Source organism: Enterovibrio sp. QJM3NY_24 (assembly GCF_057786035.1).
The window spans coordinates 1,202,833-1,215,625 of record NZ_CM173520.1; the positions used below are offsets into that span (position 1 = coordinate 1,202,833).

13 protein-coding genes are annotated in these 12,793 nt (G+C 49.5%); 10 read left to right on the forward strand and 3 right to left on the reverse strand.

All coding sequences use genetic code 11. The features are described 5' to 3' along the window. Positions 1-39: 39 nt before the first annotated feature. From AC3CIC_RS21515 to AC3CIC_RS21560, 10 genes are all read left to right on the forward strand, one after another. A complete protein-coding gene (locus tag AC3CIC_RS21515; RefSeq protein ID WP_488516171.1) occupies positions 40-474 on the forward strand; it encodes a GNAT family N-acetyltransferase in 435 nt (144 codons plus the stop codon). 208 nt (positions 475-682) lie between these two features. Further along, the gene (locus AC3CIC_RS21520) at positions 683-1,198 is read left to right on the forward strand and encodes a transcription termination/antitermination NusG family protein (protein ID WP_394208778.1); all 516 of its coding nucleotides are present in this window, start codon (positions 683-685) and stop codon (positions 1,196-1,198) included. Positions 1,199-1,429: 231 nt separating this feature from the next. Beyond that, positions 1,430-2,086 (forward strand): alpha/beta hydrolase, encoded by a 657-nt coding sequence (locus AC3CIC_RS21525; protein WP_488516172.1) that lies wholly within the window; start codon positions 1,430-1,432, stop codon positions 2,084-2,086. Positions 2,087-2,295: 209 nt separating this feature from the next. Further along, complete coding sequence (locus tag AC3CIC_RS21530) at positions 2,296-2,769, forward strand: 2TM domain-containing protein (RefSeq protein ID WP_394208776.1); 474 nt, start codon at positions 2,296-2,298, stop codon at positions 2,767-2,769. Between the two features lie 369 nt (positions 2,770-3,138). After that, positions 3,139-4,236, forward strand: coding sequence for a substrate-binding domain-containing protein (locus AC3CIC_RS21535; protein WP_488516173.1), 1,098 nt, complete (start codon positions 3,139-3,141; stop codon positions 4,234-4,236). A gap of 35 nt (positions 4,237-4,271) precedes the next feature. Further along, positions 4,272-5,630 (forward strand): ABC transporter substrate-binding protein, encoded by a 1,359-nt coding sequence (locus AC3CIC_RS21540; RefSeq protein ID WP_488516174.1) that lies wholly within the window; start codon positions 4,272-4,274, stop codon positions 5,628-5,630. Between the two features lie 81 nt (positions 5,631-5,711). After that, positions 5,712-6,974, forward strand: coding sequence for a carbohydrate ABC transporter permease (locus tag AC3CIC_RS21545; RefSeq protein ID WP_488516175.1), 1,263 nt, complete (start codon positions 5,712-5,714; stop codon positions 6,972-6,974). Beyond that, positions 6,971-8,215 (forward strand): carbohydrate ABC transporter permease, encoded by a 1,245-nt coding sequence (locus tag AC3CIC_RS21550; protein ID WP_488516176.1) that lies wholly within the window; start codon positions 6,971-6,973, stop codon positions 8,213-8,215. The genes AC3CIC_RS21545 and AC3CIC_RS21550 overlap by 4 nt, the downstream gene beginning before the upstream one ends. Positions 8,216-8,269: 54 nt before the next feature. After that, a complete protein-coding gene (locus tag AC3CIC_RS21555; protein ID WP_371733106.1) occupies positions 8,270-9,517 on the forward strand; it encodes an MGH1-like glycoside hydrolase domain-containing protein in 1,248 nt (415 codons plus the stop codon). A 4-nt stretch (positions 9,518-9,521) separates the two neighbouring features. Then, positions 9,522-10,580, forward strand: coding sequence for an ABC transporter ATP-binding protein (locus tag AC3CIC_RS21560; protein ID WP_488516177.1), 1,059 nt, complete (start codon positions 9,522-9,524; stop codon positions 10,578-10,580). 157 nt (positions 10,581-10,737) lie between these two features. On the opposite strand, the gene AC3CIC_RS21565 is transcribed toward AC3CIC_RS21560, so the two are convergent. The 3 genes from AC3CIC_RS21565 to AC3CIC_RS21575 are packed head-to-tail and all read right to left on the reverse strand — an operon-like array spanning position 10,738 to position 12,778. Further along, entirely contained in the window at positions 10,738-11,529 is a 792-nt protein-coding gene (locus AC3CIC_RS21565) for a hypothetical protein (RefSeq protein ID WP_488516178.1), read from the reverse strand. Beyond that, on the reverse strand, positions 11,517-12,053 hold the full coding sequence (locus tag AC3CIC_RS21570; protein WP_488516179.1) for an RNA polymerase sigma factor: 537 nt from the start codon (positions 12,051-12,053) through the stop codon (positions 11,517-11,519). The genes AC3CIC_RS21565 and AC3CIC_RS21570 overlap by 13 nt, the downstream gene beginning before the upstream one ends. An 8-nt stretch (positions 12,054-12,061) precedes the next feature. Continuing rightward, positions 12,062-12,778 carry a hypothetical protein gene (locus AC3CIC_RS21575; RefSeq protein WP_488516180.1) on the reverse strand — a complete coding sequence of 239 codons (717 nt, stop codon included), beginning with the start codon at positions 12,776-12,778 and terminating at the stop codon, positions 12,062-12,064. Positions 12,779-12,793: the final 15 nt, after the last annotated feature.

A 12,793-nucleotide genomic window follows, 5' to 3' on the forward strand; every position in this document is an offset into this window, starting at 1 on the left:
TTGTCTTCCAAGCTTTAGCTTTTCGCACAAGGAGGTGTGATGAATTATCAGATTGTTGTCGACCCCAGCAAGCAAGATATTGATGATGTGCTTGTTGGACTTCGCGCCTTCAACGACCCGTTTGTTGATCATATAAAAGAAACACACATCGGCATGTATGCGGTTGATGAAAAGGGCGTTCGCGTTGGCGGTATTGTTTCTCGCCTATGGGGGAACTGGATGTACATTCGTTTTCTTTGGGTCGAGCCATCATTGAGCGGCAAAGGGATAGGTCAGACACTGATGGAAAAGATGGAAGCCTATGCGATTGAACAAGGCTGTCATTCTTCTATGGTTGATACCTTCAGTTTTCAAGCAAAACCTTTTTATGAAAAGTTAGGATACGAGTGCAAAATGTCACTCGACGAATACCCCATAGAGCATCAATTGCACTTCCTGACTAAACATTTCACCAAGGATTTCACCAAGGATTGATGTGACACCAATCGTATCCACACACCTGCTTTAGGAAACCATCTCTCATCATTGCTTTTTTTCGCTTCTCTGTACGGGGCTGAAGCGATATTATCGCTCCGGAAAATCGGCATCCGCCGTGTAAGTGTTTGATTGTTCCATCCTCATTGCCTTAAATGCCAACCTTGTATTTTTCTTGTTGGCATTCGCCCAAATAGGAGATCGCGAATTGCATTACTATCGCTGGTATGCAGTTTATACCCACGCCAATTCTGAGAGCATGTTGTTCGAACATTTGTTGGCAAAAGGGTATGACGTTTATCTGCCGCGTCGGGCGACTAGACAAATGATTGGCTTTAAAACCAAGACGACGTATGAGCCATTGTTTAAATCTCATGTGTTTGTGCGCACCCTGCCTGAAGGATTGGCGCAGGTGAAGCAAGCGCCAGGTTTCTCTCATATGATCAGAAATGGTCATTACCTCGCCGCGATTCCTGAAACGCACATTGTGAAAATTAAAACCATTCTTTATCACTATGATGAATCGACTTCACTCGCCAACAATCTTGTTGATGGTGTCACGGTCGCTGTTATCAACGGCCCGTTAAAGGGGCTCACGGGTTTGCTGGTTGACGGTGAAGGTGAGCGTCCGGTCGCGATGGAAGTGGGACAGCTTGACCGATCAATTATGGTGAATGTTCCGATGGCGACTGTTTTTCGCACCGAGATGCCGACACCCGCTTAAGCCTGTCACGCATTCGCACGTGAAATCATTTGCGTGCGATATGGATCATCGTTTTCAATTCTCAATTCTCAATTCTCAATTCTCAAGCTTCTACCTCAGCCGGCCCTTTCCAACATCTTGGTGATTGAAAATGAGCGCAGTGTTTAACGGTAACGGCCAGTCGCCATTTGGAATGCTTCGCTGTATCGTTATGTCTACCAGGCATAACGATATCTATATGGACAGACAACAATGCTTAAATGTGTAGAAGTGGAACCCCAAGTCGCCGCCACGGCTAGCGTGATTTGGTTACATGGTCTTGGGTCAAATGGTCATGATTTTGAAGCCATCCTACCCGAACTGCGTTTACCGGCGTCTGCACCGGTGCGATTTATCTTTCCGCATTCACCCTCCCTTGCTGTCACCGTCAACGGCGGTATGGTCATGCCAGCGTGGTATGATATTTTAGAGATGGGGGCAGGGCGTAAACTCAATACGGAACAACTGTTGGCATCTGCAAAAAGCGTCACTGATTTGGTTGAGCGAGAAATGGCACGTGGCATTGCGTCAGAGCGCATTATTCTGGCAGGCTTTTCTCAAGGCGGCGCTGTCGCGTATCAAGCGGCGCTGAGCTTTCCCCATCCACTGGCAGGTTTGCTCACGTTATCAACCTACTTTCCGACCTCTGACACCATTGAGTATTCAGCAGTAAATCGCGCGCTTCCGATAGAAATCATGCATGGCAGTTTCGATCCTGAGGTATTGCCGGCAATGGGAGAAGAAGCACGAGATGACTTGCTCGCTGCGGGCTTTACGCCAAATTGGTCGACGTATCCCATGGAACATCAAGTCTGTATGGCGCAGATAAAAGACATTGCAGCGTGGCTGTCGGTGCGTTTGGGTTTGTGATTTCATGGCACCTATTCGGGCTATTTCGTTACATTCGTCGTGCAGTCGGTTTTCTGTCGCATTGCTGGCGGGCTAAGTTGATGCCCGTGATATACAGTGCTAAACCTATGTTTTTAAACAACTGTCAGGTAAGTGTCACGACGGTGTCGTAGCCAGTGTTCTCCGGTTTTTTGTAGATTGAAAGGGCACACAGCAGAAAGGATTCAATAATGATTGTCAGAAAACTCAGGTTACAACGCGGTTGGTCCCAAGAGCAGCTTTCAGAGATGAGCGGGCTTAGCGTTCGCACTATTCAACGTATCGAACGTGGAGACAAACCGGGACTGGAATCACTGAAATCTTTGGCTGCTGTATTTGAACTTCAAGTATCAGACCTTCAAAAAGAGCCGGAGCCAGAGATGACAGCAGACATTAACATTACCGAAGAAGAAACGCGTGTTCTCAACCAAGTGCGCGAAATCAAGGGGTTCTACTCACACCTTGTCACTTACGTGTTGGTTATTACGGGATTGTTCATTTTGAACTTTATGACCAGTCCTGATTATATCTGGGCATGGTGGCCAGCCATGGGGTGGGGGATTGGCATTGTTTCCCACGGTCTTAGCGCCTTTGAAGTACTGAATCTTTTTGGCCCAGAATGGGAAAAGAAACAGGTTGAGAAAAGGCTAGGGCGTAAACTGTAGTAAATTGGTTATTAACGCGCTAACGCCCGCTATCTAGCGGACACCATCGCTCAAAATATTCATTTGAAAGACCAGCAAGCAAGCTGGTCTTTTTTCGTTTAGGCAGAAGAGGGAGATTTCGCCGTCACGACCTGCCATCTCACATCAGGAATGATGAGTTTTCCCATGTCCAATTGTGGTGCTCAACGCGTGACCTGTTGACGATACCATCTGCTACTTTCAAACCCGTTATCAAACCTTGCCACACTCTCTACTCACAACATCTCCCTTTATTGGTGCATTTTTTCTCGATATTGACACGTTAATTATTTGCCGAAACCGGTTTCGTTAAATAGTTTTTAAATTAACGATACAAACTATGAGTGATTTATGGTTTTCAGTTCTCGCTCGGCCAATGCGGCAAAAGCACAACGAAACAGACGACCGACCATTAATGATCTCGCGTGTGCTCTTGGCCTGAGTAAAGGCACGGTATCGCGTGCCCTCAATGACTATCCTGATATTTCACTCATAACCAAACAACGTGTGAGAGCAAAGGCTGAGGAAATGGGGTATCGCGCATTGAGCTACGCACAAGCGATCAAAACAGGACAAGTTAGGGCGATTGGGCTGGTGTTGAATTTAGGCAACGACAACGCGCACCGTCCCTTTTTGACCAATTTCATTGATGGGATCAGCCGAGCAGTGAGCCGCGAAAACTGGACGTTAACCGTTGCGACCGCCAACAGTGAAGACGATGAACTGGCTACGCTGACGCGTTTGATTGCCGAGCACAAAGTTGATGGGTTCATTTTGCCGAGAAGTCGCGTTGAAGATCCTCGTGTTCAGTTACTCACAGACGCCAAGGTGCCGTTCGTGATTTTTGGCCGAATCCCCGACATAACTGGTGTCAGCTACTTCGATATTCGAGGTGAGTCAGCCATGTGCGAATCAGTGAAATTATTGGCGAAACAAGGCCACAGACGCATTGCGTTTGTTAACGGTGGTCAGGAATACAATTACAGCCGCCTTCGTGAAAATGGCTATCGACAGGGGGTCACAAGTGTTGGCCTTGAGATTGACGAATCGCTGATTGTGTCTGGAGGCATCACGAAAGCCGCTGGTCATCGATTGGGTTCAGCTCTGCTCAATTTGCCTTATCCCCCGACAGCGATTGTTTGCGCGTTAGATATTGCTGCGCTAGGTGTGTACCGAGCAGCAGCAGAAAAAGGGCTAGACATCGGCTCAGAATTGGCCGTGATCGGTTATGACGGATTACCGGAAAGTGAGTTTTCATCACCCCCTTTGACGACGTTCTCTGTGGATATGCGTTACTCCGGAGAGCAACTTGCGACCTTGTTGCTGCGCCAAATCAGTGGCGAAAAACCGGAAGCGTTACGAGAGCTTGTTGATGCCCAACTGATACAACGCCGTTCTCATTGTCATCATGATCATAGTGATGAAGAGAGCGGTAGCAGCAATGTGTAGTAAGTGTGATTGATGCGCACCATAAGGAGAAAACCATGAACAATCAGCAAGCAGGTAAGCGACGTTGGCTAGCGGGTATCGTGTTGACCGCGTTGTTTGGCGCTTCATCGGTGTCTGCCGAGACGTTGAGATTCTGGACCACGGAAGAACAGCCTGAGCGTCTTGAGCGACAAAGAGAGATGGCGCAGGATTTTGAAAAACTGTCAGGTACCAAGGTAGAAGTGATCCCTGTGACCGAGAGCGACCTTGGAACGCGAGCAACGGCCGCGTTTTCCGCCGGCGATTTACCTGACGTGATTTATCACCCACTTCAATACACCTTGCCGTGGAGTGAAGCTGGCATTTTGGACGCCGACGCCGCCACGGAAGTCATTGAAGAATTGGGTGGCGATACCTTTGCGCCTGGTGCGTTGCAAATGGCCACAGTGCCTGATGGCTACGCGGCTATACCCGTCGATGGCTGGACGCAAATGATCGTTTACCGCAAAGATTTGTTCGACGAGAAAAAATTGGCCGCTCCTGATTCGTTCGCGAATGTGGTTGCGGCGCTGAAAGCACTTCACAACCCGCCTGAAATGTTCGGCTTTGTCGCCGCTACCAAAGTGGATGAAAACTTCATGAGCCAAGTGCTTGAGCATGTTTTCCTCGCGAACGGTGTTTCTCCTGTCAACAAAGATGGCATTCAAATGCTGGATAAGAAAAAGACCACAGAAGTGCTCGATTTCTACAAAGCAATTGCCAATGCATCGCCAGATGGCGAGTTGTATTGGAAGCAATCTCGCGAGCTTTATTTTGCAGGCAAGGCAGCCATGATCATTTGGTCCCCCTTCATTCTTGATGAGCTAGCAGGCCTGCGAGACAGTGCACCACCGACGATCAATAGCGATCCAACCAGTCGTGAACTGGCATCGAAAACGGGCATTGTGACACGCTTTTCTGGCCCTTCTAACCCAGATGGTGCGGCATGGGGCGATGTGCGTTATTTCGGTATCACGACAGATGCTGACATTGATAACGCCATGGCGTTTGTGCGCTATTCAATGAGTGATGGTTACACCAATACCTTGGCTATCGCACCAGAAGGAAAATTCCCAGTTCGCCGTGGCGACGAAACCAACCCCACGCTGTATACCGAAGCTTGGTCAAAACTGCCTGTGGGTGTCGATCGCAAAGCACCACTTTCTGAGCTGTACGAAGCTGAAATGATTGAAGAGATAGTGAGTGGCTTGAACAACGCGCAACGTTGGGGTGTCGCAGACGGTCAGTTGGCATTGGCATCTCGTGTGATTAACAGCCAATCCATCAACCGACTGGTACGCGAATACATCGACGGAAAGCGCGATGCATCTTCCACTGTCGATGCCATGAACAAGGCGTTAGCCGAAATCCAATAGTGTCACTTTCACTTTCACATTCACCTTCATAGGAGCGGATTCTTCCGCTCCTGACGGGCAGATATTATCCAAGGAATTGGGATGAGCGAACAAATCAATACGATCAAGCCTGAACCGCCCAAGGGGGTGGGGCCGCTGCAACGGCGTGAAACCCGTTTAGCGTGGGGGCTGTTATCACCCACTTTAATCTCAGTGGCCTTGGTTGTGCTGCTGCCATTACTGACCATTTTTTGGATCAGTGTAAAGCCGATACAGCTCGCTGATCTGCGTCCGGTTGAACCGAATGTTTACGAGCGTTTTCGTGGTAAAGCAACCGCGGTCGGCGATGAGATTAAGATTGAATATCGCCTCACCAACCGCTCACGAGAAAAGCCAATTGACAATGTCACACTGAAAGACGTGTTGCCAGAAGGGTTAGCGGTTCAGTCTGTGCCAGAGAATTGTACGCTCAGTGCACGTGAACTGAATTGTGATCTGGGTAACTGGACGCCGGGTTACAAAGAGAGATTCCAGATCCCCGTCGTGGTGGAAGAAGCCTATCTTGCCAACCCTGTTGGGATGCGTGATTACCCAGCCGAAATGACGGGGGTGAGCAGCTCAGACTTATTCAACACCAATTTTACGCTGGATAACTTCGTCAAAGTGTTTGATAGCGAAGAATTTGCTGAAGTGCTGTGGGTGACCATTTTTTACACCGTGTTTGGCACCATAGGCGCGCTTGTTGTGGGCATGATGGCGGCGTTGTTGTTGAACAAAACCTTTAAAGGCCAAGGTATTATTCGCGGCTTAATGCTGTTCCCGTATGTCGCTCCCGTGATAGCGGTGGCGTTTACTTGGGTGACGTTGTTTGATCCCTTTTCGGGTTCCGCCAATGCGCTGTTGATTCAGATGGGAGCGATCAGTGCGCCGATCAATTTCTTCGGTGAAAAGCCCCTCGCGCTGATTAGCGTCACCGTGTTTGAGATTTGGCGTTACTTCCCCCTTTCTTTCTTGTTCATTTTGGCGCGAATGCAATCCATTGACGCCGATATGTATGAAGCCGCACGCATGGATGGCGCATCACCGTTCCAGCAATTCTGGTATCTGTCTATTCCGCAGCTACTGGGTATTTTGTCTGTGCTTTTCTTGTTGCGCTTTATTTGGACTTTCAACAAATTTGACGACATTTTCCTGCTCACTGGCGGTAATGCAGGCACACGTACTCTTACCGTGAACGTGTATGAGCAAGCTTTTGCCTTGTCGAATATTGGCGCGGGCGCAGCGGTTGCTGTGGTGATCTTCGCGTGCTTGTTGATTTTCTCGTTCTTGTTTTTCCGTTATGTCAGCAGGGAGGAGGGGTTATGAGAACCGTTACCGAACACATTTGGTATCGCCAATCTGATTTCGTGTGCGCCATGATCGGCGCTGCGTGGGGCGCGAGTTCAGCCGTTACGGTTACAGTTGCTCTCGCACTGATGACAGGCGCAGCCGTCGCACCCGTGATGATGGCTTCGCTCATCGCTGGGGCCGTTGCGGCAGTGTATATACTGCGAATGCAACATCGCCTTGAAGGAACAGCGCTGGTGGTCAGCGGCACGACAGTGTTCTTGCTACTGTTTCTGGTCATGACAGGGTTAGAGCCGTTTTCTCTGCCATTGGAAGTGCATACTTTGTCCCAAGCGGTCGCTTTTGTGGTTATGGCACTGTTCACCGTTTGGCCGCTATCACGCATGTTGGTTGATGCGCCGAAAGGATGGCTAGATCGGCATGAGTTTGAAGGCGCAATCATCAATTTCCTTTACTGGTTTGGTTACCTGTTCTTCATCATTATCGTGGCCGTGCCGTTTTATGTGATGGTGATGACCAGCCTCAAAAGTCAGCAAGCCTTGCTCGCCAATCCGCTTGATTTCAGTCTCGACCTCGACAAAGGGTTTGGCTTGTTTCGTTCCTACACCGAATTGTTCGAGCAGTTTAACTTCGGTGAATATCTGCTGACGTCCTTTGGCGTTTCCGTCGCGACGGTGATTGTTACTTTGTTGTTCAGTGTACCGGGCGCGTATGCCGTCGCACGTTTACGTTTTCGCGGACAAGCGGCAATGTCCCGTTCCATTTTGCTGATTTATATGGTGCCAATGATCGTACTGGCGCTGCCGATTTACATCGGATTCAGCATGCTTGGCCTGCGCAATTCGCTGTTTGGCATTTTGCTTATCTACCCTGTGACCACCATCCCAGTTGCGCTTTATATGCTGCAAGGTTACTTCCGTGGCTTACCGGCCGAAGTGGAAGAAGCGGGATTAATGGATGGGTTATCTCGGCTGAAAGTGATTTGGAAGATCACCTTGCCGCTTAGCCTGCCAGCCATGGCTTCGGTGTCGCTGTACGTGTTCATGATTGCGTGGAACGAATTCCTGCTCGCTTTCATGCTGTTGGATGACCCGTCAAAATTCACCCTGACTCGGGGTGTTGCCATGCTCAATAGCTCAGAGATCCCAAGGCAGCACTTAATGGCTGGGGCCGTGATTGCCACTGTGCCCATCATGCTAATTTTCCTTGGGCTTGAACGCTTTATGGTGAAAGGCCTGACTGCCGGATCGGTGAAGTAGCGGCGTGGATGAACAAATGAAAAATGCAGAGACGAACTGTTTAGGGAAGCGATGATGGAAAAGTTAGATCAACAAGCTATCGATATATTGAAAGACAATGATCGTGGCGGATACACAGTGCCAACAGCGGGGCTTTACCCGTATCAGTGGAACTGGGACAGTGCTTTTGCAGCATTGGGTTTTTCCACCTTCGATCTGCCGCGCGCATGGCAGGAAATCGAAACGCTATTCACCGCGCAATGGGACAACGGCATGGTGCCGCACATTGTGTTCCATCAGCCCGATGAAGGCTACTTCCCCGGCCCCGATGTGTGGCAGGGAAAAGGGCCGATTGCCTCATCGGGGATCAGTCAGCCGCCGTTGGTGGCGACCTTCGCAAGAAGAATCTACCAGCGCGATACCGTCTTGGGTGAAGAGAAACTCAGAAAACTCTATCCTGCATTGGTGAAATGGCACCGTTGGTACATGGACTGTCGTGGTGAGTCTGGCGCGATTGCGAGCACGCACCCGTGGGAAAGTGGCCGAGACAATGCACCGGATTGGGATGAAGCCTCAGAAGCGATTGATACCTCCGCTGTCGGTGAGTACAAACGTCGTGATACGTCACACGTCGATGCTTCCATGCGCCCGACCAAGCTTGATTACGATCGCTATCTTGCGCTGCTGTATTTTGGGCGAGACTCGGGCTGGGATGAGGAAGAAATTGCCAAGAATGGGCCACTGCGTGTCGCAGACCCAACCCTGACATTCACATTGCTTCGCGGTCATCGTGATCTGGCCGAAATAGGCAAAATGCTCGGTGAAGATGTCAGTGAAGTGGAAGCATGGATTACAACGCTAGAGCAAGGCTGCATGCAGCTTTGGAACGAAGAAATGAAAGCGTTCGACAGTGTCAATCTTCGCAATGGCAAGTTCGCAGGCAGTTTGTCGAATGCCTCCTTTCTTTGCTGGTTTGCAGGTATTGAAAGCCCCGGCATGGTTGAACACCTCGAGCGTTTGTTGGCGAGCGGACATTACATTGTGCCGAGCTATGACCCCGCGGGTGATAAATACGATGCTATGCGTTACTGGCGCGGCCCTGTTTGGGGGTTCATGAACGCATTGATTGGCTGGGGGCTGGAAGATCAAGGCCATGTCGTCTTGGCGCGTGCGGTGCGACAACAAACCGCAGGGCTGATATCGAATTTTGGATTTGCAGAATATTTCAACGCAGACGATGGAACACCGGCGGGCGGTGGTCATTTCACATGGACAGCATCAGTGTGGTTGTCATGGTCGTTGTCAGACATAGCAGGAGGCTAGGAACATGGGATCTATTCAACTCAATCGTGTCGAGAAGTGGTATGGCGACACGCAAGTGATCAAAGGTATCGATTTGTCTGTTGAAGAGGGCGAACTCGTCATTTTCGTTGGGCCATCAGGGTGCGGTAAATCGACCTTGTTGCGCATGATCGCTGGGCTTGAAGAAACCAGCCGCGGGCAGATTTTGATAGATGATATTGATATGACCGATCAGCCTCCGGCGAAACGTGGCCTCACTATGGTGTTTCAAAGTTATGCCTTGTATCCGCACATGACGGTGCGCGAGAACATGGGCTTTAGCTTGAAAACACAGGGGCGACCTCAAGCGGAAATCGATGAAAAAGTGAATTACGCCGCGCAAGTGCTGAAGTTAGATACGTACTTAGATCGGCGTCCACGCAATTTGTCGGGCGGTCAACGTCAGCGCGTTGCGATTGGTCGTTCCATTGTGCGCGATCCCACCGCGTTTTTGTTCGACGAACCTCTGTCTAACCTTGATGCCTCCTTGCGCGTTGAAATGCGTTATGAAATCGCCAAGCTGCACCAATCACTGAAATCCACCATGATTTACGTAACCCACGACCAGGTTGAAGCGATGACGCTTGCCGACAAGATTGTGGTGTTGCAAGGCGGAATCATTGAACAAGTGGGCAGCCCAAAAACCTTGTACAACCACCCTGAAAACCTGTTTGTGGCGCAGTTTATTGGTAGTCCAAAAATGAATGTGATGCCTTGCATGACAGAAGGCGATAAGTATGTGCTTGCGGGTGGTAGCGAAGGCGGTGCGTATCCTTATGGGCGTGAAGCAACGCAAATCGGTGTTCGACCTGAAGCCATTGATCTGGTGTCTCCGGAAAAAGGTGACTGCCAAGGCATTATTGATGTGACTGAATACCTAGGTGCGGATATCTATCTAGTTGTAGATTGCGGCGAATTGGGCAAATTGACCGTTCGCACTGACGGAGAAAGTGAAGTTGAAGCGGGAGATCATGTTGGTCTTCAGTTCCACGCCAACAAACTTCACTTTTTTGATGCAAACGGGCTTTCTGTTTCTGCGTCGTGATCTTCTGCGCTAAGGCCTTTCGAGTTGGCATTTGCGCGAACACACTCCATTGATAACAGTCCTGCTCTTACGGTTCTGATATCTGTACCCGGCATTTCCTCCTTGGATGCCGGGATTTTTTTGCCTGAGAATTGGGTGAAATCCGCGAGTGATTAGATTAAATCGCGTTCCAATCGCTCAACTGCACACAGCGTCCGCGGTACAACACCTGACTGGTTGGCGACATTTCGGCTGTCACAATCAACTCAGTACTGTTCTTGAGTGCTTTCCATTCTGTTGGCGTCATAAATCGGGTGTCATTGATGCTGCGCAGGGAGCCGATTTCTTTTCGGGTGCCCGTATCTTTGTCGACCATCCATACAACTGCGTTTTCCATCGGAAGGTCTGTGTCTCTTAAGTTTCGCTGTAAGCGGAGATTAGATTCACCGGGTTTGGCGCCTTGATACGCAACCAGCGCAAACAGGTTGGGTTCGTCGGCGGACGACATCATGGCGAGATAGGATGCAGGTTTAACCTGAGCGACAGAAGAGATCGGAGTCTGTGAGACAAACACAGGGCTGATTAATATCCCCACCATCAAGGAAAAGACAAACCCCACCGGAACAAACCAAGGGTGTCTAAACAACGAAGGCTTGATGTTTTTTGGTGTGCTTGTCGATGCTTTGTTGCCTGTCGATGAAGGGAAGATCGCCAATGAAAGGTTCTTCCAGACGGAAGCGGGGGGCGTTGAAAATTGGCTGTCATCGGTATTGGCATCTATGGCCGGATTAAAGGCAGAAAAGTGCTGCTGCCAAATCTCAATGTACTCCCACCAGCTTGGGTCATTTTGCATTAAGGTTTCCAACCTACGACGAACGCGCGGGGGGAGAGTGCCGAGTACATATTCTGCCGCCAGTTTGTCCCGAAGCTCTTGTGAGTCGTAGCGATGACTTGGCTTCAATTCAGACATTTTTTCAGCTCCATTAACCCGCGACGAATCCACGACTTCACCGTTCCCAACGGCGTACTGACATGTTTTACGATTTCCTGATGGCTCATGCCATGCTCATAAGCGAGGACGATCACGTTACGTTTCTCGACGGACAGGGCCAGCAAACAATTTTGCATTTTCTGTGAATGAGCGTCGGGATTATTACTGGGCCTGACAGACAGAAAATCGGTCTCATTCATTGGCTCAGCCCTGAATTCTTCCTTTGTGTAACGTGCTCGTCGAAGTTCATCAATGGCAAGGTTTCTCATGCTTTGACAGAGCCATGCCCAAGGATGGTTAATGGGGTACGAAGGGCGCCCAAACCAGAGTTTCAAAAAGCCTTCTTGCAATAGATCCGCTGCGATTTGCTCGTCTTTAACTATCGATTTGAGCAGGCTAAACAAGCGAGCATTAGTTAACACGTAAAGCGCTTCGAAAGCCTTTCGGTCTCGAAGCGCAATGCGTGAGAGTAGGTGGCCAATTTCAATTGTATCTACACTCACTATTCACCTCATTGTTGCACGATATGCCAGACGTTTTTCACACCATTACCACTGATATCTCCGGGCTGTTTGTCCTTAAACCATCGGTACAAAGGGCTGTTGTTGTAAGTCCATTGATAGGTGCCATCGTTACGCTGAGTCATGCCATATCCGCCTGTCAGTTCAAGCGCATTTGCACCTTTTGAAAGCAAGGCGGGGGCAACCATAGCGGGTGGCCATTTTGTTGCACATTCACCGTAGCAGTTCGACGTGCCATTTTTATCTTTATCAAAGGTATAGAGGGTAATGTTGTCGCTATCCACTAAAAAGCGTTGTTTACCGCTATTGTAAATCCTCAGCGTTACGTCGTCAGCGCGCGCAATGGGCCAAACGCCTTTAATGCCCGCGCCTGCAATGTCTCCTGCTTGGGTATCATTTTTCCATCGATAAAGAGGCTTTCCGTTCAATGCCCATTGTTCCGTTCCGTCAGATCGTGTGATTTGACTGAATTCTGCATGGTCGTCAAACAGTGATCGGTTCGCTTCATCGGCGAATAGCGGAGGCCAGTTAATCGCGCAATTGCCATTGCACACCGATTGGCCATTGGGGTCTTTGGAAAAGGTGTAAAGCGTGAGGCCGCTTTGATCGGCATAAACGTTACCAACATCGGTTTGCTTAACGGTTTCAGTGGCGACGGCACACGAAGCCAGCAGAAATGGCAGTGTCGCAAACGATAATTTAGACATCTCGATTTCCTTGTC

Bases quoted from the DNA above. Each gene is read 5' to 3' on its own strand.
- AC3CIC_RS21515 (WP_488516171.1), top strand. From the start codon at position 40: ATGAATTATCAGATTGTTGTCGACCCCAGCAAGCAAGATATTGATGAT.
- AC3CIC_RS21525 (WP_488516172.1), top strand. From the start codon at position 1,430: ATGCTTAAATGTGTAGAAGTGGAACCCCAAGTCGCCGCCACGGCTAGC.
- AC3CIC_RS21530 (WP_394208776.1), top strand. From the start codon at position 2,296: ATGATTGTCAGAAAACTCAGGTTACAACGCGGTTGGTCCCAAGAGCAG.
- AC3CIC_RS21535 (WP_488516173.1), top strand. From the start codon at position 3,139: ATGGTTTTCAGTTCTCGCTCGGCCAATGCGGCAAAAGCACAACGAAAC.
- AC3CIC_RS21540 (WP_488516174.1), top strand. From the start codon at position 4,272: ATGAACAATCAGCAAGCAGGTAAGCGACGTTGGCTAGCGGGTATCGTG.
- AC3CIC_RS21545 (WP_488516175.1), top strand. From the start codon at position 5,712: ATGAGCGAACAAATCAATACGATCAAGCCTGAACCGCCCAAGGGGGTG.
- AC3CIC_RS21550 (WP_488516176.1), top strand. From the start codon at position 6,971: ATGAGAACCGTTACCGAACACATTTGGTATCGCCAATCTGATTTCGTG.
- AC3CIC_RS21555 (WP_371733106.1), top strand. From the start codon at position 8,270: ATGGAAAAGTTAGATCAACAAGCTATCGATATATTGAAAGACAATGAT.
- AC3CIC_RS21560 (WP_488516177.1), top strand. From the start codon at position 9,522: ATGGGATCTATTCAACTCAATCGTGTCGAGAAGTGGTATGGCGACACG.
- AC3CIC_RS21565 (WP_488516178.1), bottom strand. From the start codon at position 11,529: ATGTCTGAATTGAAGCCAAGTCATCGCTACGACTCACAAGAGCTTCGG.
- AC3CIC_RS21575 (WP_488516180.1), bottom strand. From the start codon at position 12,778: ATGTCTAAATTATCGTTTGCGACACTGCCATTTCTGCTGGCTTCGTGT.